20 protein-coding genes are annotated in these 22,524 nt (G+C 51.9%); 13 read left to right on the top strand and 7 right to left on the bottom strand.

Annotated elements, in window-relative coordinates:
* Window positions 1-71: 71 nt before the first annotated feature.
* The 4 genes from SH449x_RS14560 to SH449x_RS14545 all read left to right on the top strand — a co-directional run bounded on the left by SH449x_RS14560 (window position 72) and on the right by SH449x_RS14545 (window position 4,383).
* Window positions 72-1,022, top strand: coding sequence for a lysophospholipid acyltransferase family protein (locus SH449x_RS14560; protein WP_482376799.1), 951 nt, complete (start codon window positions 72-74; stop codon window positions 1,020-1,022).
* Between the two features lie 40 nt (window positions 1,023-1,062).
* A complete protein-coding gene (locus SH449x_RS14555; RefSeq protein ID WP_482376798.1) occupies window positions 1,063-2,043 on the top strand; it encodes an ATP-grasp domain-containing protein in 981 nt (326 codons plus the stop codon).
* 82 nt (window positions 2,044-2,125) lie between these two features.
* On the top strand, window positions 2,126-3,574 hold the full coding sequence (hflX, locus tag SH449x_RS14550; protein WP_482376797.1) for a GTPase HflX: 1,449 nt from the start codon (window positions 2,126-2,128) through the stop codon (window positions 3,572-3,574).
* Between the two features lie 23 nt (window positions 3,575-3,597).
* Window positions 3,598-4,383, top strand: a complete 786-nt coding sequence (locus SH449x_RS14545) for an SDR family NAD(P)-dependent oxidoreductase (protein WP_482376796.1) — start codon at window positions 3,598-3,600, stop codon at window positions 4,381-4,383.
* Window positions 4,384-4,394: 11 nt separating this feature from the next.
* Here SH449x_RS14545 and SH449x_RS14540 read toward each other — a convergent pair whose 3' ends face one another.
* A complete protein-coding gene (locus SH449x_RS14540; protein ID WP_482376795.1) occupies window positions 4,395-4,535 on the bottom strand; it encodes a hypothetical protein in 141 nt (46 codons plus the stop codon).
* Between the two features lie 41 nt (window positions 4,536-4,576).
* Here SH449x_RS14540 and SH449x_RS14535 point away from each other — a divergent pair, with 41 nt between their 5' ends.
* Window positions 4,577-5,371 carry a four helix bundle suffix domain-containing protein gene (locus tag SH449x_RS14535; protein ID WP_482376794.1) on the top strand — a complete coding sequence of 265 codons (795 nt, stop codon included), beginning with the start codon at window positions 4,577-4,579 and terminating at the stop codon, window positions 5,369-5,371.
* Between the two features lie 163 nt (window positions 5,372-5,534).
* On the opposite strand, the gene SH449x_RS14530 is transcribed toward SH449x_RS14535, so the two are convergent.
* Window positions 5,535-6,692 (bottom strand): ATP-binding cassette domain-containing protein, encoded by a 1,158-nt coding sequence (locus tag SH449x_RS14530; protein ID WP_482376793.1) that lies wholly within the window; start codon window positions 6,690-6,692, stop codon window positions 5,535-5,537.
* A 90-nt stretch (window positions 6,693-6,782) separates the two neighbouring features.
* On the opposite strand from SH449x_RS14530, the gene SH449x_RS14525 reads away from it, so the two are divergent.
* On the top strand, window positions 6,783-8,075 hold the full coding sequence (locus tag SH449x_RS14525; RefSeq protein WP_482376792.1) for a hypothetical protein: 1,293 nt from the start codon (window positions 6,783-6,785) through the stop codon (window positions 8,073-8,075).
* A gap of 48 nt (window positions 8,076-8,123) precedes the next feature.
* Here SH449x_RS14525 and SH449x_RS14520 read toward each other — a convergent pair whose 3' ends face one another.
* Window positions 8,124-8,600 (bottom strand): peptidylprolyl isomerase, encoded by a 477-nt coding sequence (locus tag SH449x_RS14520; protein ID WP_482376791.1) that lies wholly within the window; start codon window positions 8,598-8,600, stop codon window positions 8,124-8,126.
* 160 nt (window positions 8,601-8,760) lie between these two features.
* On the opposite strand from SH449x_RS14520, the gene SH449x_RS14515 reads away from it, so the two are divergent.
* Window positions 8,761-10,236, top strand: a complete 1,476-nt coding sequence (locus SH449x_RS14515; protein ID WP_482376790.1) for a cryptochrome/DNA photolyase family protein — start codon at window positions 8,761-8,763, stop codon at window positions 10,234-10,236.
* 23 nt (window positions 10,237-10,259) lie between these two features.
* Here SH449x_RS14515 and SH449x_RS14510 read toward each other — a convergent pair whose 3' ends face one another.
* On the bottom strand, window positions 10,260-12,770 hold the full coding sequence (locus SH449x_RS14510) for an L-sorbosone dehydrogenase (protein ID WP_482376789.1): 2,511 nt from the start codon (window positions 12,768-12,770) through the stop codon (window positions 10,260-10,262).
* 429 nt (window positions 12,771-13,199) lie between these two features.
* On the opposite strand from SH449x_RS14510, the gene SH449x_RS14505 reads away from it, so the two are divergent.
* Genes SH449x_RS14505 through SH449x_RS14480 form a run of 6 tightly spaced genes read left to right on the top strand, consistent with a single transcriptional unit; the run spans window position 13,200 to window position 20,032 of the window.
* Window positions 13,200-14,186, top strand: coding sequence for a nucleoside hydrolase (locus tag SH449x_RS14505; protein WP_482376788.1), 987 nt, complete (start codon window positions 13,200-13,202; stop codon window positions 14,184-14,186).
* On the top strand, window positions 14,186-15,178 hold the full coding sequence (gene rbsK / locus SH449x_RS14500) for a ribokinase (RefSeq protein ID WP_482376787.1): 993 nt from the start codon (window positions 14,186-14,188) through the stop codon (window positions 15,176-15,178). Before SH449x_RS14505 ends, rbsK begins: the two co-directional genes overlap by 1 nt.
* 25 nt (window positions 15,179-15,203) lie before the next feature.
* Window positions 15,204-16,841, top strand: a complete 1,638-nt coding sequence (locus tag SH449x_RS14495; protein ID WP_482376786.1) for a sugar ABC transporter ATP-binding protein — start codon at window positions 15,204-15,206, stop codon at window positions 16,839-16,841.
* Entirely contained in the window at window positions 16,838-17,800 is a 963-nt protein-coding gene (locus SH449x_RS14490; RefSeq protein WP_482376785.1) for an ABC transporter permease, read from the top strand. The genes SH449x_RS14495 and SH449x_RS14490 overlap by 4 nt, the downstream gene beginning before the upstream one ends.
* 36 nt (window positions 17,801-17,836) lie before the next feature.
* Window positions 17,837-19,489, top strand: a complete 1,653-nt coding sequence (locus tag SH449x_RS14485) for a hypothetical protein (RefSeq protein WP_482376784.1) — start codon at window positions 17,837-17,839, stop codon at window positions 19,487-19,489.
* 48 nt (window positions 19,490-19,537) lie between these two features.
* Complete coding sequence (locus SH449x_RS14480) at window positions 19,538-20,032, top strand: NUDIX hydrolase (RefSeq protein WP_482376783.1); 495 nt, start codon at window positions 19,538-19,540, stop codon at window positions 20,030-20,032.
* A gap of 16 nt (window positions 20,033-20,048) precedes the next feature.
* On the opposite strand, the gene SH449x_RS14475 is transcribed toward SH449x_RS14480, so the two are convergent.
* The 3 genes from SH449x_RS14475 to SH449x_RS14465 are packed head-to-tail and all read right to left on the bottom strand — an operon-like array spanning window position 20,049 to window position 22,523.
* The gene (locus tag SH449x_RS14475; RefSeq protein WP_482376782.1) at window positions 20,049-21,374 is read right to left on the bottom strand and encodes a hypothetical protein; all 1,326 of its coding nucleotides are present in this window, start codon (window positions 21,372-21,374) and stop codon (window positions 20,049-20,051) included.
* Between the two features lie 22 nt (window positions 21,375-21,396).
* Complete coding sequence (locus tag SH449x_RS14470) at window positions 21,397-22,209, bottom strand: TatD family hydrolase (protein WP_482376781.1); 813 nt, start codon at window positions 22,207-22,209, stop codon at window positions 21,397-21,399.
* Window positions 22,206-22,523 (bottom strand): hypothetical protein, encoded by a 318-nt coding sequence (locus tag SH449x_RS14465; protein WP_482376780.1) that lies wholly within the window; start codon window positions 22,521-22,523, stop codon window positions 22,206-22,208. The genes SH449x_RS14470 and SH449x_RS14465 overlap by 4 nt, the downstream gene beginning before the upstream one ends.
* Window position 22,524: the final 1 nt, after the last annotated feature.

Genomic DNA, 22,524 nt, shown 5'->3' with positions numbered 1-22,524 from the left:
AACGGACTTTAGTTTCCTAGCGACATCTGTTAGGATTCCGCGCATTACTAAAGAATCCACGGATGGGCAGTATGTCGGAAACGGTTTCGGAGCATGGTCGGGCGACCCAAAGTTATCTATTTCGCGATTGGGTCGCGTTTGTATGCCTTCGATTTGTGGTTTCCGTCATCCAAGCCATCTCGCTCGAGCGTTGCGATCGCCTCTCGCGTCTTCTAGCCTACGCGTTTACCAATTGGATTCCTGTTCGCAAAGAGTTATTGGAACAGAACCTTTCCAAGATCTTTCCAACTTGGACGGCTGCGAAAAAGTACGATACAAAGTTTCAGATGTGGCACCATCTGTTCCTTATGTGTTGCGAGATCGCGCACGCATCGCGAAAGATCCATCGCGAGAACTGGCATGAGTTTTATCATTTGCCCCAGCGAGATTTGCTCATTCGCACCTTGCTCCAAGAAAGACCGTTGGTCATTGTCTCTGGGCACTTTGGCAACTTCGAGCTAGCAAGCTTCTTAACGGGGCTATTTGGAATCGACTCAACCTCGATCGCTAGACCGCTCGACAACGGATATGTGCACGACTACTACATGGGATTCCGCTCGATGGGTGGTCAGCACTTTCTTTCCAACGAGGGGACATCGCACCGCGTTCAAGCGTTGTTGGAGCGAGGAGGGCGATTAGCACTGCTCGCAGATCAACATGCTGGCGACAAGGGCTGCTGGGTTGAATTCCTAGGTCAAAAGGCCTCCTGCCACAAAGCTCTTGCTCTGTTCACCTTGTCGAGTCGTGCACCGATGGTAGTCTGTGCCAATATCCGGTTAGGGCAGCCATTGAAGTTCGAATTGCGGCTTTTGGGAGTCGCCGATCCTGAGCTGCCTGCTGAGCACTTGGAGAGTGTTGCCAGCATGACTCGATGGTACAACCAGTGCTTGGAGCAAGTGATTTTGGAGCATCCCGAGCAGTATTGGTGGGTACACCGTCGTTGGCGGGAGCCCCCTGTGAAACAACGTCGTCGTGCTGCTTGATCATGACCGATCCTTCGATAGCAACGAAAAGGCAGCCCCTATGCTAGAGTCGTTTCGAATTGGTGTCTTGGGCTCTTACTCGGGGTATTACATGCGCGAGCTCAAGCGAGCCGCACAAGTTTGGAATGAAAACGGAAGAACCCCTCGCATTGCCATTGATACATTATCTTTCGAGTCCCTTAGCGTTTGGTCGGGAGCAAAGCTTGAAGCGAGAGCTTGCCGTATCTTTGGTGACGAATCAGGCAGTTCGTCTGAAGAGTCTGTTAAGCTAGACGACTACGATGCATTGCTGGTTAGATCTATGCCGCTAGGTTCGATCGAGCAAATCATCTTTCGCATGAATGCATTGCATGTTGTAGAGCAGTCGGGAACTTTATCGCAATCGGGAACGATCGTCTTGAACAAGCCTCGCTGCTTAGAGATCTGCATCGATAAGTGGTTGACGTTGGACAAGATGCGCATGGCTGGCATACTGACTCCGCGAACCGTTTGTTGCCAAGGAAGAGATGATGCCATTCAAGCTTGGCATGAGTTGGGCGAAGATTGCATTGTGAAGCCAATCTTTGGAGGTGAGGGGCGAGGTATCGTGCGTGTCACCGACTACGAAATGGCTTGGCGAGTCTTCAGCACTCTAGCACAGATTCAGTCGGTGATCTACGTTCAAGAGTTCCTGCCCAACGAGGGGTGCGATATCCGGTTGCTGGTCTTAGATGACGAGCTCTACACCGTTCAGCGCCATGGGCAGAGTAACTGGAAATCCAACGTCAGTCAGGGGGGAAAAGCGGTTCGAATCGATCCCACCTTCGAGCAAGCTGACATGGCCTACAGGGCCGCCCGTTTGGTCGACGGCTGGATGGTGGGTGTCGATTTGATTGAGACCTTGGATGGCCGCGATGTTCTCATCGAGGTCAATGCGGTGCCTGGTTGGAAAGCTACCGGGGCTGCTTGCGGGGTCGATATCGCCGAGCGATTGCTTGGAAGCGTGGTGCAAAGAACGTCTCGAGTTCTCGAAAAAGGGTGAACCAGTGTCCCTTAGGCCGGTCTTTGTAGAAGGAAATCGGACGGAATTCCGCCTCACCAGAGAGATTGGTTCGTTATAATTTATGACAAAGACTTTTTCATTCACCAACTCGGTAACCCCGAAGGGAGAGACGCGACTCTTGCATACCCATGATCGTTCAGAGAGCCTGGCGAGCGAACGCAGTATTCTAGCTCGATTAATTCTCCAAGACGATTTCGAATCGGAAGACCCGTTTGACGAGCTGAAAGGCTTGGCCGAAACAGCGGGGACGACGATCATGGCGACGATTTTCCAGCGGCGTGAGCATCCGGACCAGACGACCTATCTCGGCAAAGGTAAGGTGCAAGAGCTAAAGGGGTTGATCGAGATGCATGACGCCGATGTGGTCGTCTTTGACAATGATCTTACCCCGGCACAAACCAGGAATCTCGAAAAGGCACTCAACACGAAAGTGCTGGACCGGACCGAGCTGATCCTGGACATCTTTGCGAGCAATGCGCAAACGCACGAGGCCCGTCTGGCCGTAGAATTGGCACAGTTGGAATATTCCCTTCCTCGGCTCAAGCGGATGTGGACCCACCTGTCACGTCAAACCATGGGTGTCGGGATGCGTGGTCCTGGTGAAAAGCAGTTGGAGGTGGACCGTCGATTGGCAGAGAAGCGAGTTCATGATTTGAAGCAAGAACTTGCCAAAGTCGAGCGGCGCAAAGAGCGGGAAGTTGCATCGCGACGCGGCATGTACAGCGTGTCCCTAGCGGGATACACCAATGCCGGCAAAAGCACGTTGATGAACGCTCTCACGGGAGCAGGAGTCGAAGCGGTAGACAAACTCTTTGCGACCCTCGACACACGAACACGTCGTTGGATGTTACCGGGTTGGGGACCAGTTCTACTGAGCGACACGGTCGGCTTCATTCGAGACTTGCCACACCGACTGATCGCCAGCTTCCGAGCAACCCTCGAGGAAACCAGGCAAGCGGACTTGCTATTGCACGTGGCTGATGCGAGCAATCCCAACGTGTTCCAACAGATTTCTTCTGTGTACAAAGTCCTCAAAGAGATTGGCATCGAAGAGAAGGATACGCTTTTGGTGCTCAACAAAGTAGACTGCGAAGGAGCCAGCGAAAGAGCGGAATCGCTCAAAGAACGTTACCCCAACGCGATTGGCATATCGGCCAAAAGTGGGCTGGGGTTACAGCAGTTTGGCGTAGCGGTCAGTGATGCATTGACCAAACACTTTGCGGAACTCGAGGTGCGATTACCGCTCGACGACGGCAAGACGCAGGCATGGCTTTCGCACAATGCCGAAATCATTTCGAAGCAGTATAACGACGATCATGCCTTGGTTCATTGTCGTATGCCAACCAGCATGGCAGGCAAGCTGGCATCGCAAGGTTTCGATGTTCGGGTCATAGCTGGCAAGCTTCCGATCTCTGCCGAGCATCGCAATCCGGATCGTGCGACTTTTCTCCCGGCAGATAGCTTAGGGGACGATGTCACGCAGCAACCCGGCGTCGGCGAAGTCGCTTGATCGAGGAAGCCTGAGTTCGATCCATGTTGAAACGAGACTGGTCGCAGTGCAAGGTGCTCGTCACCGGTGCATCGAGTGGTATAGGCGAATCCATTTGCCAACAACTGGCCGAGCGAGGTGCGACTGTTTTGGCGACGGCCCGTCGCGAGGATCGCTTGCGAGCATTGAGCGAGGGAGTAGCCGCTTCGGGCAGAGTCCACTATCTCGCCGGAGATATTACTTCGACCGAGCATAGAGCGGAGTTGGCCCGTTGGATGGAGCGAGAGTGGGGTTCGTTGGATATCCTGATCAACAACGCAGGCAGTGGAGCCATTGGACGGTTTGATGAGGCGACTTCGGAGCGGCTTCGCAAGATCATGGAGGTCGATTTTTTTGCATCGGTCGAATTGACGAGAACTTGTTTGCCACTGTTACGACAAGGTGTCCATCCGACGATACTGAATGTCGGTTCGGTTTTGTCTCATGTGGCTGTTCCGCTCAAGAGTGAGTACTGCGCTGCCAAGTTCGCGTTGAGAGGGTGGGCGGAATCGATTCGATCGGAGCTTGCTGCGCAGGGAATTCATGTATTGATGTTGAGCCCGAGCACGACCAAAAGTGAGTTTTTTAGTTCGCTCATAGATACCTCGCCGGAGGCGGAGAGTCAATCGTTCGGGGCAATGAGTCCCGAAGCCGTTGCGAGAGCCGCCATAAGATCGCTCGAGCGTCGGAGGCGAGATGCGATTTTGAGCTTAGGAGGTAAAGCTCTCGTGTGGTGCAGTCGACTCGTTCCTGGCATATTGGACCGAGTTTTGCGACGATCGGTACCGTGATTCTTGCACGTCTAAGTACGGTCAAAGTAGGCGGTTCGAGTTTCATCATCGTGGGTAGCGGAATCTGATGCGGGAGGGAACTTATTGACCGGATTGACGTTGTTGACATCGTGATTGGCATCCAATACAGTCAATGAGGTCAGCGCGGTCAATAAGGTCCTCCTATCACCTCAACTCCCAAAGAGTCAGCCTCATGCCAGATCTGTTTGACAAACGTGGTGGGTTCCGAAAGCTCCATACCTTTACGCTCGCGACCATCGTTCAACTAGAAACGCTCCGCTTCTGTCGCCGCTTTTTTACCCATGACCATCGCGATGCTGCGACCAAATTCTACGATCCCAAAGGTCGCCAGTACGATCAGATGGTTCAGGCCGCTCGCAGTGGTCGACAAAACATCATCGAAGGCTCGGAACGCTCGGCGACCTCCAAAGATACCGAAATGAAACTCACCGATGTTGCACGCGCCAGCTTGAGCGAACTGCGCGGCGATTATGAAATCTGGATCCTCGACCGTGGTGAGCTTCCCTGGTCAGTTCACTCACCACAAGCTAAGGCCATCAACGCTATCTCCCTTGATGCAGCTCCCTTTACCGATGACATGGTCTATCAATCTGCGATGCATGCTCGAGAGCAGAGAAACAAATACGCCCTTTGGTTAGACTCTGATGATGCGAATGTGGTAGCCAACGCGATGCTAATTATTATTGGCCGCGCACTCAATATGCTCAAAAGCCAGATCGAATCTCAAGGCACCGCGTTTCAAGAAACGGGCGGCTTCAGCGAACGACTGACAACCGCACGCATTGAAGCACGAGAAAAAAATAAGGAACCGTCGCCCGAATGCCCCTTATGCCACAAACCAATGCGCAAACGCACTTCTGCCAAAGGTGAGTTCTGGGGTTGCTCGGGTTATCCCGACTGCAAAGGAACCAGGCCTCGATCGCTAAGTCTACCGCAGCCTGCCAATTCGCTTGGACAACCTGGGTAACTTCCACGAACGTCAATGAAGTCATCACGGTCAATACCATGGCATGTGGGGAATATTCGAAGGTAAACCAGATGTGTCCGGGATGGAGAAGATGAAAGCGTTTGACCTGAAGAAGAAATAAGCATTAGCCGCAGGGCGCTGACCCACGGTTTATGTCCGATCACTAAGTACGATCAAAGTAAGCCGTTCGAATTTCATCGTCGTGTGTAGCGGAATCATCGATCGCCATTTGGAAGCTTGATTTGCTCAAGGCGCAGATCAATGAGTCTTCCAGTGCATAGACGCTTGCGTTTCTTGGCTGACCGGTGATCAAGGCCGCTTCACCAAAAAAATCTCCTGTTTGCAGGGTGGCAATCTCGACCTCCGGATTACCTCTACGCACAGCGACCGAACCTTTGCGTATCAAGAAAAATCGATCGCCAGGCTCGTTCTCTTGAATGATACGCGTCCCAGCGGGGAACATCTCGATCGTCATCTCGTCTGCGATTCGCGTCAGCGTGCGCGGCGTTACTTTGGCAAAGACAGAGCATTTTGCAATCATCTGAGTTAAGATGGCGGCCTCTTTCATGAGTGCATCAGTGCGAATACGACCATCCACCAAAGTCACGATGCGGTCGGCAACGTCCAAAATACGATTGTCGTGAGTCACGATGAGAATCGTCGTTTTTTGTTCGGATGCCATGCGTTGTAAGAGATCGACCACCATGCGACCGCTTTGTTCGTCGAGAGCGGCTGTCGGTTCGTCAGCTAAGACGAGCTTCGGGTTGTGGACTAAGCCTCGAGCGATCGCGACGCGTTGCTTTTGTCCTCCAGAAAGTTGCTTTGGTTTATGGTAGACACGATTCTCTAGTCCGACCTGTGTGAGTATCGACTGAGCCCGTTCGTTGAGGGCACGAGAGGAGAGCTTCGGATTGACCAGTTCAAGCGACATGCGAACGTTCTGCGTTGCCGTGAGTGCTTCGAAGAGATTGTGGGCTTGAAAGATAAAGCCAATTTCCTTTCGAAAGTCCTTTAGTTTGCCAGCGGATGCACCATGCAGCGATTGACCCAGCACGCGCAGCTGGCCATCCTGGACGGTGCGGAGCGCACCAATCAGAGTGAGCAAGGTTGTTTTTCCGGAACCGCTGGGGCCGGTCATGATGATGATTTCGCCTGGGAAGACCGTGAGGTTGTTGTCAAAGAGTATCTGTTTTTTCAAGTCTCCCGTACCGAAAGAGTGCTGGAGCCCTTGAGCATGAATCGACGGCGCTTCACCTTCGGAAATCCGCTGACGAGTTTGCGGATCGAACAAAGTTGCACGTTGAAGTATCCCGTTGTCCATGGTGGTTGATATTTAACTTTGAGGCAATTTCGCGATTCGTTTCCGCCTTAGGATACTTCGGAGTGTAATCTATAGGAGTGAGGAATTGATTTGAGAATCGTAACTCTTTACCAAATCCGACATTTTCACCTGATCGATATCATGAGAAGAACTGCGTCTTTCATTCCCCTGGGCCTCTTTGTTTGCTTACCTGGTATGGTCTGTGTGACAGGGTGCTCGGACACAGTTACCCATGTTGGGTTGGGTCAATCGGCTGCGACGAGTTCTCTCGCTCTTATTACTAACGAGACCCTTGCCCAAAGCTCGACTCCCAGCAGCCGCGCCTCGTCGTCTTCCTCTTCAGCACAAGGCCCCACGGCTAGTCGCAAAGAGATCAAGGTCCAGGGGCGGCTCGAGCCCAAAGGTGGTTTCATCAGACTAGCAGGTTTGCCTGGCGATCGAATCGAAGCCTGGCATGTCCGACCTGGAGACGAGGTGCAAGCAGGAACGCGACTAGCCACGCTTTTTAGCGGCACCGTAAGGTCATTGGAGCTCGAGGTGGCAAAGCTCAAGCTCGAAGATGCGAGAACCACTCTCGAAACAAAGCTAGAAGAATTGAACTTGGCCATCGAAGTCGCCCTGGGGCAACTCGAAAACGCTGAGGGATTAGTCCAGATTGCTGAATCTCAGCGGGCTATGGCGGAACAAGGAGAAGCGCAGTTGCAACAATTGAGAGACCAGTTGGATAGCCTAACCAGACTTCACCACGATCCATTAACGAGAGCGGCTGTCGGCAAGCTTGAGTTGCAGTCCAAAGAGATGGAGATCACAAGCCTGGAGTCGAAATCCCAACAAGCCGTTCTGGCTGCTGACAATGGCCTGAAACAAGCACACATGCAAGTTAGGCAGGCTCAGCAAGCGGTCCAGGCGGCTCGATCGGCTAGAGAGCTTGCTGCAAACAACGTGTCCATTGCAGCCTTGGAAAAGCAAATCGAGGTGCTCAGTCTACAAGTGGGCGAGGCTAGTTTGGTTTCCCCTATCTCTGGCGTCGTACTGAACATCAATGTGGAAGCTGGTGAACGATTCGCGACCATGCCTGCTGCGGAGCTGGCGGACCTATCTGCCATGATGTGCGTTGCAGAGGTATACGAAGCAGACGTGGCAGAAATTCAAATTGGAGATTCAGCGGTTATGCGATCTGCTGGGCTCAAGAAAGATCTATCGGGTAAAGTGGCTCGGATCGATCGACTAGTCGGAGTCCCTCAGATGCGTTCCCCAGATCCTCTAGCGAGAACCGATTTCCGAGCCATTCGAGTCTGGATTGATATTAGCGAAGAGGATACAGCCATCGCCGCTGAACGCATTCGTTTGCAAGCAGATGTCACCATTCGACCTTCGCGATAAAATTCACTTCACCCATTTGTTGCAACGCTTTGGGATTTGACGAAGCGACTACTCGAGCCGTTTGATAATATGCCAGCCGTATCGACTGTTGTTAGAGTCATAGGGGCATAGACCGATTTCGTCGACTTGCAGCGAGAAGCTCATGTCGCCAAAGCCTTTGACCATGGTGTCTCGACCACTCGCTCCAGATACTGGATCGACTGGTATGCCAAAGTTAACAAGCTTGTATATTCCCAGCCCAGGGTCATCGCTGTATTGTTTCACCATTTGGTGAAAATCGGCACCCGACTTGGCTTGTTCAAAGAGCTGTTCTGCAAGCTTCTGTGCCTCGTCTCGGCTTCTTGTTGCACCTGGAACACCACCATCAAAGCTGATCAAGCAATGCTGAACCATAACGCGTCGAGGCTGTTTTTTGGTTTCGTCGTCGAACATCGCTGTCTTGGACGTGGGCGGTTCGGTCTGGCATCCGAACAGGGAGACAAGACACAGGAGAACGCAGGTAGAGTTACGGATGCGGCAAATCATTAGACTTCCTTATTTGTGAGATCAGGGGGGAAATACGGGTAAGTGCCAACGAGCCATTGACGCACCCTGATTATAGACGAGATTAGCTCGCTGACGGAGCGAATGGAATACGATTCGTAGTTGCCGAGTCAACGGTCTTGCCACAAAGAGTTTAAGTGAAATGGAAAGCCACGAGTCGGTTCCGAAGGTTCGAGTTACCAGCGTTAACAATGTTCCCGTTCGCGATTCGGGCGACTACGTGCTGTACTGGATGACTGCTTCCCGACGATTGCGTTACCATTTTGGTTTGCAACGTGCGGTCGAGTGGTCAAACAGACTTCAGCGACCGTTACTCATTTTTGATGCAGTGCGGACGAACTATCGCTGGGCGTGTGATCGATTTCACCAGTTTTTAATTGACGGGATTGAGGAGCGGTCCACTCTTCTTAGTACATCACGCGCGGCTCATTGTGCTTACATCGAACCGAGATCGAACCATGGTTCGGGGCTCATGGAAACGTTGGCTAAGCGTGCTTGCGTGGTCGTAGCCGATGACTACCCCTGTTTCTTTCACCCTGCCTTGTATCGACGAATTGCGGCCAAATGGGAGTGTGCTTTGGAGTTAGTCGATTCCAATACGATCGTACCCATGAGACAGGTGGATCGTACCTTTACCGTGGCTCATTCCTACCGTCGTTACATGCAGAAAGTGGTTGCGGAGAGCATGCCACAGTTCCCGGTCGAGGATCCCCTGGCTGCGTTAAAAACCGAGCGACTCAAAGAGCTGCCCAGAGAAGTCAGAACGCGATGGGGGTGTGGACTAGCGGGTGAAGGGCTCAAACTGCATTCCAGCCTGTGTGACTTACCTATTGACCATGCGGTTCAACCTGTAGAGCCGGGTCAAGAATCCGAAGCGAGAAAAGTGCTTCGGCGTTTCGTAAAGTTGCGATTATCCAAGTACGACCATGATCGCAATGAACCCGAGCTTCAAGGGTCATCTTGGTTGTCACCACACCTTCACTTCGGAACCATGAGCTCCTTTGAAGTATTCTTCGAGATCGCAAAAGCGGAGGACTGGGGACCGAAGAAGATGACTAAGCCTAATGGCAAGATGCATGGTTTCTGGAACATGTCCTCGGACGCCGAATCCTTTATAGATCAGTTGATGACTTGGCGTGAGATCGGTTTCAATATGTGCGTCCGCGAGCCAAATTTCGATCGTTATGAATCGCTTCCTGACTGGGCCCAGCAAACGCTATCGGAGCACTCCAGCGACCCTCGCGAGCACGAGTACACGTTAGACCAATTCGAGCGGGCAGCAACGCACGACGAGCTATGGAATGCCGCTCAGAACCAGTTAGTTCAGGAAGGGCGAATTCACAACTATCTACGCATGCTGTGGGGCAAGAAGATACTTCACTGGTCGGCTACTCCTCAAGATGCACTTAAAACCATGGTGCATCTGAATAACAAGTATGCTCTGGATGGTCGAGATCCCAATTCTTACAGCGGAATTTTCTGGGTACTCGGACGATATGATCGAGCCTGGGGGCCGGAACGCCCCATCTTTGGCAAGATTCGCTACATGACGAGCGAATCCACCCGGAGCAAATACTCAGTAAAGAACTACATTCGAAAGTATAATGCCCCGGCGTAGATTCGTTTCTTAGCTTTCACGATCTATTTCGGCATGTACAACGAATGCTTAGGATTACCCCCAGCTCGTAGATATGCCAAAAGGTCAATGATCTCCTCTTTACTCAAAGTGTCCAGCAAACCAGAGGGCATCGGCGACACCTGACTCTGTCGAACCTCGACAATGTCTTGTCGCTTGAGGTTGGTAAAGTTGCCTGGATCCAGCATGTTGGTCTGGATCATGAGATCATCACCGTTCAGGTTCGCCACCCGCCCTACGATGACGGTGTCATCCTCAAGTAGAAATTGGCTGGCTTGGTATTGATCGCTGATCTCTTTGCTCGGTTCGATGGTCGCAACCAGCATGTCTTTGATACTGAATCGGCCGCCAGCGCTCGTTAGATCAGGTCCCTGGATTCCGCCCTGACCTCCCATGCGATGGCATTTGTAGCACTGAGCGACGGCGAACATGAGCTTGCCTCGTTCAAAGTCAAAGCCGGTCGTTTTTTCTTGAGCCACTGGCTCCAGTTCCTCAACAGTCCACGCCTTGACGAATGATCTTGGTGCCAAGTTTTCGAGAGGATCTCGCGGTGCTGGAGGAGGTCCGACCAATTCTCCCAATTGTTGCTTCTGAGCATCGGTCAAATTCTTGATCGCAACCTGCCGAATATTCTCGATAAAGCCACCAAAGGATGCTCCCCCTCGGGCAGTCGCAATATCGTAAAACCACTGAAAGTACTCGCGTCGCGTCTTGTCGTTCCAGCCCTCGGTTGCCTCTCGCAAGCAGAAAGCGTAATGAATCTGTTCGTCGGCAGAAGGGGTGGACTGCATTCGGTTTACACAACGCTCCACGATGTTGGGGGCGTTCAAGTAAATCAAGACTCGAGCCAACTCGCGATCGATCAAACTATCCTCGGAGGGGGTCGGGAAATGTGGATCAAGAGTGGCCGTAATTTTGGCCCTCATCGCATCGGTCCCCTCACCTAGACGCAGGAAGCTGAGCTGGTATGCCCGAAGCAATTCAAGCTTCTCCGTTTGATTGAGCTTGTCCCAATCGAGAGAGAGCAATCTGTTTTGTATGATCTCCTGATCGGTTTTGTCCCCTTTGCGAGCTAGGGCTACCGCGAGCGTAATCGCCGCTTGAGCGTTGCTCGGTTTCGAAGTTAGACCTCGCCAAAGAGAGGCGTCTTGCTGCTCCAGAGCAATTCTGGCGGCCGTTCGCAAGGCCCGATCCGAGCTGCCAACGTTTTGAGCAGCGAGTTCCAGGTCGAATCCTTCTCCTCGATGCATAGCTTCAAGCTTCCGACGAGTCTCGCGTGCCTGCTTTGCTTCTGGCGTATCTGGGAAGACCGCCGGTGAACAATCCTCTGCGCCGGTGTATCGCACGCGGTACATGGCGGACTGCACTCCTCGACCACCGATAGTGAAGTAAAGAGCTCCTGTGCTGGGATCAACGATCAAATCGGTTACGGGCATAGGTGAGGCACTAACAAACGGTTCGAATTCGCCTATGTAGCTCGAGCCGTCTGGTTTCATGTTGACCGCGTAGATCACCCCGTAGCTCCAATCGCTAATCAGCAATGAGTTCTGGTACTTGGCAGGGAATTTAGCACCCGTACCGAATGTGATACCTGTCGGGGAACCATAGCCGATGTTTACGACTGCCCCGAAGCTATCAGCGAAGTACTCCGGCCACTTACCAGTTCCATTTCTCCATCCAAACTCAGCGCCACTGATGACATGGTTAACTCGAGTAGGTCGGTACCAAGGTGTACCAACATCCCATTCCATGTCAGCATCATAAGTGAAGAGTTCACCCGTCGGGCTGAAGTCAATATCGTATTGGTTGCGGAATCCCGTCGCGACGATTTCGATGTCACTTGCATCTGGATTAAAGCTGAGGATAAACCCGCCTGGTGCCGGCACACCGGCCATGAACCCACGGCCATCGGGCATCCTGCCCAACATATGATCTTCGCTCCAATGACGCGGCACCCTCGATGCATCAACGCGTTTCGGAAGCTGTGTTTGATTGCCAGCGGCTAGATAAAGTCGGCCATCTGGTCCCTCGATGATGGCGTGCGGTCCGTGCTCACCTCCGCCATTCAAAGGGATTAGGTACTCCTTGGTGTCATAAGTACCGTCATTGTTGGTATCTTGGAATCGATACAAGCCAGCATTCTCACCCGCATTGACGTCGACATAGAGTCCGTCTTTGGTGACTAAAAGCCCTTGAGCCATGCCGATGTCGATACCAAGCGGCTCGACCTTAGTCTCCGACGACGGTGCACCCACAGGAGCCGGGGTGACTCGGTAGACTTTGCCATATTGGTCCGACGCCAGCAAGCCACCTCGGTTATCAGATGTAATGCAGACCCAGGAGCCTTGTTCTTTGAGGGGAACCTCATAGATTAGATCAATTTCAAAGCCGGCTGGAAGCCGAAACGCCTTGGTCGGAGTCGCACCAACATCGCCTAAAACAATACTGGCCGACAATAGGCTGACTAACCAAGAGCCAACGAACATTGCGCGAGACGTCACAAAAGAAAAACGCATAACGATGATTGAGGGTAAGAGAGGGAGGGGAATCAGGCGGGGATATACTAAATCTATAGTAACACAAAAACTAGTGGATGTTTAGCAGATTATTTAAGTGTTCGATTAACAAGGCTGTTTCGCCATTCTGGGTGTGGTGCCTTTTCGATCCGCTTTGATTGAGGCCGCGTTGGGGCTATACTGAATGGTCCTTTTCGGGATACGCCACCGCAATGGGAATCCTGAATCGTTTCCCCGCTTACTGTTTCCGGTCAGGCGTGGACTCTTTTTCCCTTTATAGAATCGTAAACCTCTCACATGATTTCCCCGCTCCTACCCCCAACGCCTCGGCTTCCCTTTCGGAAGCCTCACTCGCTCAATCTTGTAAACCGAACCCAATGCATAGCGATTGCATACTGTGTTTTACAAGTAGTCGGTTTGAGTTCGAGAATGACAATCGCGAACGAGCTCGTCGGCACACCAGCTAAGCCGGTGCCTGTGATCTTTGACACTGACATTGGTAACGATTGCGACGACGTGTTAGCACTAGGCATGCTGCATGCCTTGCAAAGTCGCGGTGAATGTGAATTGTTGGCCGTGACCATTACCAAGGATCACGAACTAGCCGCCCCCTTCACCGATGCTGTCAATACGTTCTACGGACGAGGCGACATTCCGATCGGTGTTTGCAGAAGCGGAGTAACACCCGAACAAGGAAAATTCAACGGGCTTTGCAAAACCGAAGATGGGGGCGTCCTCCGTTACCCTCACGATCTGCTCTCGGGTAAGGATGCTCCCGATGCAGTGACCGTTCTCCGGCAAACACTGGCTAACGCAGAGGACAACTCCGTGGTGATCATTCAAGTCGGTTTCTCGACGAATGTGCTAGGATTGTTGGAGTCACCCGCTGACGACGTTTCCCCGTTATCCGGGATTGAACTTACGAAAAAGAAAGCCAAACTCCTTTCGATTATGGCAGGGGCGTTCCAACGTATCCCCAGCAATGGACAACTCGTAGATCACTTGGAGTATAACGTTGTCCAAGATTTAAAGGCAGCAACGAAGTTGGCCGAGATTTGTCCGATTCCGATCGTTTGGAGCGGATTTGAGATTGGACTCGCGTTGCCGTATCCGCACCAAAGCATCCTCAAGGATTTTCGATACACCGCGCACCATCCACTGCCTGAGTCCTACATCCTCTACGAACCACCTCCCCATGATCGACCGACTTGGGACCTGACTTCGGTGCTCTATGCCGTTCGTCCCGATCATGGATACTTTGACCTTTCGGAGCCGGGGCTTGTTGAGGTAGACGGCAGGGGCCTTACAACACTAACGAGCAACGGAAAACGGGACCGCTATTTGATCCTTCGCGACGATCAAAAGGCCCGCGTTCTCGAGGCCCTCACTCTTCTCTCGAGCCAACCACCCAAGTAATGGATCCACGAAGAGCGAGGATCGCTGTCGTCGGTTCTATCAACATGGACTTGGTCGTGCGATGCGAGCGGTTGCCTCAACCAGGCGAAACAGTTCTTGCTCGCGAGTCCCAAGAGATTTGCGGGGGTAAAGGAGCCAATCAAGCAGTAGCAGCTGCCCGCGCAGGTGGCCAAGTGTCCATGATTGGCCGCGTGGGCGATGACGCATTCGCAGACAAGCTCCTAGATAACTTGAGACACTACGAGGTCGACGCCCGCGCAGTCCAGGCGACGTCGGCTTGTGGAAGTGGCGTCGCCGTTGTGGCTGTGGAGAAATCGGGACAGAATAGCATCTTGGTTGTTCCCGGTGCAAATGGATGTTTAACTCCGGATGACCTTAGGCAGTTTGAATCGGTGATTGCAGAAAGTGATGCTCTGCTGTTGCAATTGGAAGTTCCCCTCGAAACGATTGTGGAATCCGTACGAATCGCCACATCAACGAAGACTCGTGTCATCTTGGATCCCGCCCCCGCTCCGAACGACTGGCCAGAGTTCTTACGCCAGATAAACGCCACAACTGAGATCCCAGAAGCGATCAGCCTTATTTGCCCCAATGAAACAGAGGCCGCAGAGCTAACGGGGTTGCCGGTTCGGAATCTTGAAGAAGCGGAGCGAGCGGCCAGAGCTTTGCATGCGTCAGGGATCTCGAATGTCGTCATCACCCTGGCTTCTCAGGGGGCGTTGCTATTTGATGGACGTGAGGTGTGTCACGTTCCTCCCTTTGCCATACAAGCGGTCGACACCACGGCTGCTGGTGATGCGTTCGCGGGTGCGTTGGGAGTTCGATGGGTAGAAACAAACAGCCTCACCGAATCCCTTCGCTTTGCCAACGCGGCTGGTGCGATTGCCGCGACTCGCCCCGGGGCCCAAATCTCACTTCCCTCGCGCGAAGAAATTGATGTCATGGTAGCATCCGCTTTACCAGACAATTCACCGAGTCGGACTCGCGAATGAGCCTCTCAAAGTTGAGGATCGCAGGATGCATGAAGAAGTAATAGAACCACACAAGAACCCCCAACCGGATCGAGTCTGTCTGCACGCCCTATCCAAACGTTATGGTTCCGTTACCGTTCTCGATAACGTTAGCTTCTCGATCAAACAAGGTGAAGTTCACGGATTACTGGGTGCTAACGGTGCAGGCAAAAGCACGTTGTGTAGGATTCTATCCGGATTGATCGAGCCCACTGCAGGCCAAATGTTTCTCGATGATAGATCTATCCAAATTCACAACAAACAGAATGCGGAAGCACTCGGGATCGAGATTGTCCAACAGGAGCTCAATCTCATACCGACCCTTACGGTCGCCGAGAATCTACTGCTCAGCAAGCTTCCTCACTGTTGTGGTGTATTGTCAAGAAGACTCTTGAATCAGAGAGCTCGTGACTTACTGGCCAAGGTCGGTTTACAGAATCTAGCTCCCCAGACTCCTGTGAGAAGTCTCGGAATTGGCCAGCAGCAATTGATTGAAATCGCCAAATCGCTGCAGACATCTTGCAAGCTTCTTATTCTAGACGAACCAACTGCATCGCTCAGCGGCAACGAGGTTGCAAACCTGTTCCTTAGAATCGAGGAACTTAAGCGTCAGGGAACATCAATTCTCTACATCAGCCATCGACTTGATGAAGTAAAAACTATCTGCGATCGAATCACCATCCTACGAGACGGCAAGTATGTCTTGACCGAGAAGACCGCTGTCATGAGTGTTGAGGAAATGGTCGCTTGGATGAGTGGCGACATAGAAGCGTTATCGAGTTCAACCGGCGAACGTTCACGTAAATTATCGACGCTACATGACAACGCATCGGGATCGAACAAAATTGATAAAGCGACCGATAAAGCGATTGCTCTACGCCTGAAAGATCTCTCGAGCGGCACCGTGAAAAACATTTCGTTCTCGGTTCGAGCAGGAGAGGTCTTGGGTATCACGGGTCTGGTTGGGGCGGGGCGAACGGAATTACTACGAGCGATTTATGGTGCGGACCGTGCTACCTCTGGGGCCATCTATCTTCACGGTGACGATACACCGAAGCGATTTTCTTCCCCCGCTCAAGCTGTCGCCGCCGGGTTGGCCATGATTACGGAAGACCGCAAATCCACCGGTTTGCTTTTGTCTCATTCGATTGCAGACAATGCTACACTCGCTGCCTTGAAAAGATCGTTCTCTCGTTGGGGAGTACTCCGAAAAGTAACGGCCACGCGCGCCGCTGTAAAAACGTGTACTGAACTCGCCACTAAATATGAAAGTATCCATCAAATGGTTTCCACGCTCAGTGGTGGAAATCAACAGAAAGTTGTCGTCGCGAAGTGGTTGTTACGAGAGGCTAACATCTTTTTGTTCGACGAACCGACGCGAGGTATCGACGTTGCAGCACGGCGAATCATTTACGATGTCATTAGGCAACTCGCGCAGGGTGGAGCCGCCCTCTTAGTGGTTAGCAGCGATATGGAGGAGCTCTTTTCCATCAGTGATCGAATCGCTGTCCTGTCTGATGGTAGACTCACGGATATGCTCGATAAAGCGGAATTCGATAGGCAAAGAATTACGAACGCATCATTCGCTGGTCATTCCAGGGCGATTTACGAATTTCAGGCAACGACTCCTGGCCATACAAAATGAAATCCAATCCTATAGTTTCCACCTTGCTACCCTACGCGGGATTGATCGTTGCGTTAGGAATTCTCATAGCGACATTTAGTTTGCTCAGCGATAGTTTCCTGCAACCTTCAACCTTCGTCTCAATCGCAAATCAAATTCCCGATCTGACGTTCATCGCAATCGGCATGACCTTTGTACTGATCGCCAAAGGGATCGATCTATCGGTCGGTTCACTCATGGCACTCGGAGCTGCGATTCTAGGTGCACTGATGGTTAAGTATCATGTTCCACTGTCGATAGCTGTGCTCGCGGCAGCGTCTGTCACAACCTTTTGCGGATTGTTGAGCGGGATCGTTGCTGTCGGATTCCGAATTCCCTCGTTCATTGTAACGCTGGGGATGCTGGAGATAGCTCGAGGGCTAACCAAGGTGCTTACGGAATCGAGGTCCGTTTTCGTGGGAAGCAAGATTGAGTGGTTCGCCGAGCCGGTTTCTCAAATCGGCTTGTCTCCTGCTTTTCTAGCTGCCGTGGGCACTGTCATCCTGGCACAGTTTGTTCTCAGCCAAACGGTCTACGGTAAGTATCTAGTCGCAATTGGGACCAATGAAGAAGCGGTCCGAATGTCAGGCATTAGAACTTGGCCGTATCTCGTTTCGGTGTTCGCCGCGAGTGGGGCTTTGTGCGCTCTGGGTGGGTGGTCTCTCACATCGCGATTAGCTACAGTCGACCCGAATGCAGCGATTGGGCTCGAGTTGTCTGCGATTGCAGCCTGTGTTATCGGTGGCACGAGCCTGATGGGGGGCCGTGGCACCGTGATTGGGACTTTCCTAGGGGTGATCATAATGCAGGTGCTCCAGCGCGGTTTGGCACAGATGGGAGTCGACGATGCCAACAAGCAAATCATCACGGGAATCGTCATTATTTTAGCGGTCCTAGTCGATGCATTGAGGCGCCGATTTGGCCAGGAACCTGCGACTTGATGCTTGTTTCTGCGTCAAGCATGCTGAATAATAGCCATGTCCGATCGATCAAACCTTAAGAATCAAATCATGGATAACATCTCGCAACAGGTCCGAATTGCTAGCCGCAGACTGTTTATTCAGAATTATCTAGCAACGCTCCCAATTTGGATGCTCGTCACCTTTGGCTGTTGCTTCGTCGGTTTACTCCTTCCCAAGCTCATAGTCATTCCCTTAGATATAGAAACTTGGAATCAGGTTTGGCTTGGCGGTGCGGCTGCTATCGCTCTATTAGGAAACGGCATACGAACGTGGTGGCGACATCCGAGCTATGAACAAGTCGCGATGGAGATCGACAAACGATTTCAGCTTCGAGAACGTTTGAGCAGTGCTTTGTTACTGGATGAGTCCCAGCGTGCTACCCCCGTTGGTGCGGCACTTCTCAAAGACGCAGTCGCTAAAGCCGACCGAATCGATGTACGTGACAAGTTCACGTTTCAAGCCCCAGCAAGCTTGCCATGGATCCTTTTACCAATCATGGCATGTATTGCGTTGCTTTGGGTACCCGATGCGGTTTCCCGTGAAAGCGAGCTTGCTGCGGAGCAATCGAATGCGAGGTTGACACAAGTCAAAGCGCAAACCAAAACGATCTTGGATGAAATCAAGAAGCTCAAGAACGAAGCCGCTGAGAAAGGGCTCAAAGAGATCGAGAATGATTACGAGAAGCTAGAAAAGAAGCTTGAAGCGTTGCAAAAATCGGAAAAGCCAAACGAGAGCCAACTACTGGCCGACCTGAACGACATCAAGAAAGATATTCAGGATCGCAAAGAGTCGTTGGGCAGTCCCGAAAGTCTTAAAAAGGCATTTGAGGATCTCAAGACGGACAGTAAAGGCCCAGCCGATCCATTCCAAAAAGCACTTCAAGAAGGAGATTTTGATAAGGCCAAGCAAGAGTTGGAGAAACTGTTGGAAAAGATGGCATCAAAGGATCTAACGGAAGAAGAAATGCGAGCTCTCGCCCAACAGCTAAAGGAGCTTCAAGAAGCGATCGATAAGGTTCGCGAGGATCAGAAGGCCCTTCTCGAAAGCTTAAAGCAAGAGATGGAAGCGGCAAAGCAGGCGGGCGACATGAATAAAGCCGGCCAGATCCAACAGAAATTGGAACAGCTCGAAAAGGCACTTCGGGATGCAGAACGCACCGACGCCTTCTGCGAAGCTTGTCAGAATGCAGCCAACTCGTTGAAACAGGGGGATGCTCAATCTGCGAAGGAAGCCCTGGAGGCCATGCAAGGCGAGCTTGGCAAGATGATGGAGAATGCCAAGGCAGCGAAAGACCTAGAGAAGATGCTCGAGGGGATGCAAAGTGGTAAAAAGGATAGCAAGAATGCCAGGTCTGGCCAACAGAATCTCGAGGCAAAACAAGCTGGCTCCTCTAATCAAAAGGGCAAGGGTAAAGGGCAAGCCGAGGGGGAAGAGGTAGAGACCAATCCTGACGCATACGATTCTCAAATTCGAGACCAAATGCAAAAGGGTGAAAATGTTCTGGCTGGAAAAGCGATTGGACCTAATAGAAAAGGTATCAGTCGTGAGAAGGCGAAAGAGATCGTCATGGCAGCAGAGGCAGACGATCCCAATGCGATTGAAAATATCGCGTTGCCTAAAGCCCAACGAGATCAACAAAAAGAATACTTTGAATCGCTAAGAAAGTAGATTCCCCTGAATACTACAGAAGTCTCCCGGGCCTATCGGTTCTGCCCATTGTGCGGAACGCCTCGCAAGGCGAGTGACTCATCCGTTCCCTATCACTGCCACGCCTGCGGTTACAGCATGTACTTTGGCCCGGTGACGGCGGTGGGAGGTATCATCACGGACGATGCCAACAGAGTATTGCTCATCGAACGAGCTCGCGATCCTGGTGCAGGAAAGCTGGGAATGCCTGGCGGATTCGTCGATCCGTATGAATCGGCGGAAGCTTGTTTGCATAGAGAGGTTTGGGAAGAGGTGGGGCTAGTCATTCACGAGGTTGGTTTTCTTCTAACGGCACCGAATCGCTACACGTACCACAACATCGACAATCCCGTACTCGATATCTTTTACCATGCAAAAATAAAAGGAAGTGCTGAGATCAAACCCGAAGCCACCGAGGTAGCCAATTGGCAATGGGCAGACATCACTCCCGATCTCCTAGATCGCATGGCCTTTGCATCCAATCGCGTCGCCCTCGAGTTTTTTCTAACAACGCTACGCGTGTAGGCCCAAAATATTCCAATCAATGCTCACGCCAGTAGTGAACGGTTTTAGCTACCGAAGTGATGACATTTTTAATCTCCTTTGTGACCTGAAAATCTGGGCCTGCCGGTAGGTAAAGAACATGACCCTCACGTCGAACCATTACGTTCTCAACAATGATGGCTCGCATTAACCAGGCCGCCATCAGCTGATCGTCGCACTCAATCCCAACCCAACCCAAAACCTGAGAACGAACCGTGTTGAGACCCGTTACTAACTTGATACCTCGCTCGATCTCAGCCACCACAGCTTGATACTTCTCTGGATCATTCGAGCATGCCTCGCTGGTGACGGCTTCCAACAACCGCCCGCGATGAGGCGGGCCTCCCGCTAACGCCAAGTCGCAGAAGCTGGTCCAGATTTTATCCCATGCCACCTTGCCGTCAGGCCCCGACTCGATTCGTGCGGATCCCATGGAACTGGGACTCACGTCGTTGGTTGTACCTCGGTATTCGCTCGGCAACAGTTCCTCCATGCGAAACAAAAGCTCTTGGTAACCAAGGTCCCACGAATCACCCTGATTCCCAAGGCTATCTGAAAAGTCTTCACCCGCACCTCGAACTGTACAATACTTGATACCCTCCAAGTATTTCTTAACAATGACGTGCGCCCAGGCTTCCGGGAAAACAATATCCGAGAATGCTACCGATTGCGTTCGATGTGTCTCGACGATCTGGAGGTCTTGTTCGAAGGCGTTTAAATCTACTTGCTCGGCAGCCCCATTTTCATGAAGCCAGGGCAGCTTGACATAAGGAGTCGAAGGGTAGATTGCCTCGTAACGCTTATCGAGAATGACATAATCGGTATCGAGCCCCAATCGTCTCATTTCCCATACGATACCACTGATCCATTTGCGTTGAGTAGCGTACTCCCGCTCCAGACTAGGGTTGGACAGAACAGCCGTTAATCGCCAAGCATGTGAATAAGCATAGGGCGAACCTGCGAGCGTCTCAGCCCAGTCGACTTCGTCCCAACCCCTCGAAAACTGGATACCAATTTCGTAGCCCACAGGCTTGCCGTTCTCCGAGGCTGCGTGCCAAGCCAAAGCGTCTCGCATCGTTTGCAGCACCGATGAGCGTTGGTCAATTGTTATGACCAGAAGTCTTGTGATGCGCTGTTGCGCGAGCCTCACCCAAAGCCCGGTCCAAAAGCTTTGGGGATCATCCGTTTCTTCTGCGCACAAGCCAACGGCTACACCCAATCGACTTTCGATCTGCTCGGACACTTGTTGCCAGTAGTCTTGGCCCAGCCCGAACGGGCTCCCCATGGCAAGCAGAATGAAGTCCCGTTGCTCAACGAGACTCATGATCTAGATTCATGACATAGGATCATGATGCGGAGGGAGCGATATGAAAGTGCGGGGATTGCGAGAGAAACTGCATGGGATTGTCGTACGTCACCTTGTCGATCATCTCGGATGTATGCCCACGCTTTTTCATTTCCAAACGAGCCTTGGGAACCGCCAATGGATCGCTGCACCCCCAATCGCCAGCAGAGTTCATCCAAATGCGTTCGTTGCCATACATTTCGATGATGTCGGCGGCACGCTGCGGGGTGACTTTAGTATCAGGGTACAACGTCATACCGGCCCAAAATCCACGATCCAGCACCTCGGCAACGGTGTGCTCCTCCACGTGGTCGATGAGGATTCTTCCGGGGTCGATTGAGCTTGCAGACAAGGCGTCCATAATCATTCTTGTCCCCTTGAGCTTATCCTCCAAATGGGGAGTATGAACCAGCACCAGTTGATTATGCTTTTCCGCAAGAGCGATCTGCTCTTCAAGAATGATGAGTTCGTTGCGAGTGTTCTTATTCAATCCAATTTCACCAATGCCGAGCACATTCTCCCTTTTGAGAAACTCGGGGATCAGGGCAATAACCTCGCGGGCGAAACCAGGATCGTCTGCCTCTTTGGGATTGATGCAAAGCCACGTAAAGTGCTGGATACCAAACTGAGCTGCTCGCCGGGGTTCATACTCGGTCAATTGTCGGTAGTAATCGTAGAAACCCTGCGCGGAAGAACGATCAAATCCCGCCCAAAAGGCTGGCTCTGTAACAGCAACACAACCGGACTGGGCCATTCTCTGATAGTCATCGGTGGTGCGAGACACCATATGAATGTGGGGATCGATATATCTCATTGATCCCCTCCGGCAATCTGACGAACGGCTCCCATTGCCCCTTTCATACCATGTGCCGATTTAGGAATTTCCTCGGAGTAATCGCTGAACAGTTCGAGGATTTTCTTGGCTCTATGAGGTTCAGGCGATGACAGAATGCTTAAAGCCTTGCGGAAAGCGACATCGCGAAAATCATTCGGATTCTCACCACTTCCTCGATCGATTCGATCCAGATAGGCTGCGATATCCAACAATTTAGCTCGGTGCTCCATAAAGTACGTATCGATCACCTGTTGTTGGGTTTGCGGGCAACTGTTTCGAATTTGTTCCGACATG

The organism is Brakhagea baltica (assembly GCF_052161605.1).
Classification (GTDB): domain Bacteria; phylum Planctomycetota; class Planctomycetia; order Pirellulales; family Pirellulaceae; genus JBKCUI01.
The sequence above is the reverse complement of the archived record's forward strand: the minus strand, read 5'-3'. Positions and strand labels throughout refer to the sequence as shown.

Coding starts and splice junctions, on each gene's coding strand:
- SH449x_RS14560 (WP_482376799.1), top strand. CDS start 72: ATGTCGGAAACGGTTTCGGAGCATGGTCGGGCGACCCAAAGTTATCTA.
- SH449x_RS14555 (WP_482376798.1), top strand. CDS start 1,063: ATGCTAGAGTCGTTTCGAATTGGTGTCTTGGGCTCTTACTCGGGGTAT.
- hflX (WP_482376797.1), top strand. CDS start 2,126: ATGACAAAGACTTTTTCATTCACCAACTCGGTAACCCCGAAGGGAGAG.
- SH449x_RS14545 (WP_482376796.1), top strand. CDS start 3,598: ATGTTGAAACGAGACTGGTCGCAGTGCAAGGTGCTCGTCACCGGTGCA.
- SH449x_RS14535 (WP_482376794.1), top strand. CDS start 4,577: ATGCCAGATCTGTTTGACAAACGTGGTGGGTTCCGAAAGCTCCATACC.
- SH449x_RS14530 (WP_482376793.1), bottom strand. CDS start 6,692: ATGGACAACGGGATACTTCAACGTGCAACTTTGTTCGATCCGCAAACT.
- SH449x_RS14520 (WP_482376791.1), bottom strand. CDS start 8,600: ATGATTTGCCGCATCCGTAACTCTACCTGCGTTCTCCTGTGTCTTGTC.
- SH449x_RS14515 (WP_482376790.1), top strand. CDS start 8,761: ATGGAAAGCCACGAGTCGGTTCCGAAGGTTCGAGTTACCAGCGTTAAC.
- SH449x_RS14510 (WP_482376789.1), bottom strand. CDS start 12,770: ATGCGTTTTTCTTTTGTGACGTCTCGCGCAATGTTCGTTGGCTCTTGG.
- SH449x_RS14505 (WP_482376788.1), top strand. CDS start 13,200: ATGACAATCGCGAACGAGCTCGTCGGCACACCAGCTAAGCCGGTGCCT.
- rbsK (WP_482376787.1), top strand. CDS start 14,186: ATGGATCCACGAAGAGCGAGGATCGCTGTCGTCGGTTCTATCAACATG.
- SH449x_RS14495 (WP_482376786.1), top strand. CDS start 15,204: ATGCATGAAGAAGTAATAGAACCACACAAGAACCCCCAACCGGATCGA.
- SH449x_RS14490 (WP_482376785.1), top strand. CDS start 16,838: ATGAAATCCAATCCTATAGTTTCCACCTTGCTACCCTACGCGGGATTG.
- SH449x_RS14485 (WP_482376784.1), top strand. CDS start 17,837: ATGTCCGATCGATCAAACCTTAAGAATCAAATCATGGATAACATCTCG.
- SH449x_RS14475 (WP_482376782.1), bottom strand. CDS start 21,374: ATGAGTCTCGTTGAGCAACGGGACTTCATTCTGCTTGCCATGGGGAGC.
- SH449x_RS14470 (WP_482376781.1), bottom strand. CDS start 22,209: ATGAGATATATCGATCCCCACATTCATATGGTGTCTCGCACCACCGAT.
- SH449x_RS14465 (WP_482376780.1), bottom strand. CDS start 22,523: ATGTCGGAACAAATTCGAAACAGTTGCCCGCAAACCCAACAACAGGTG.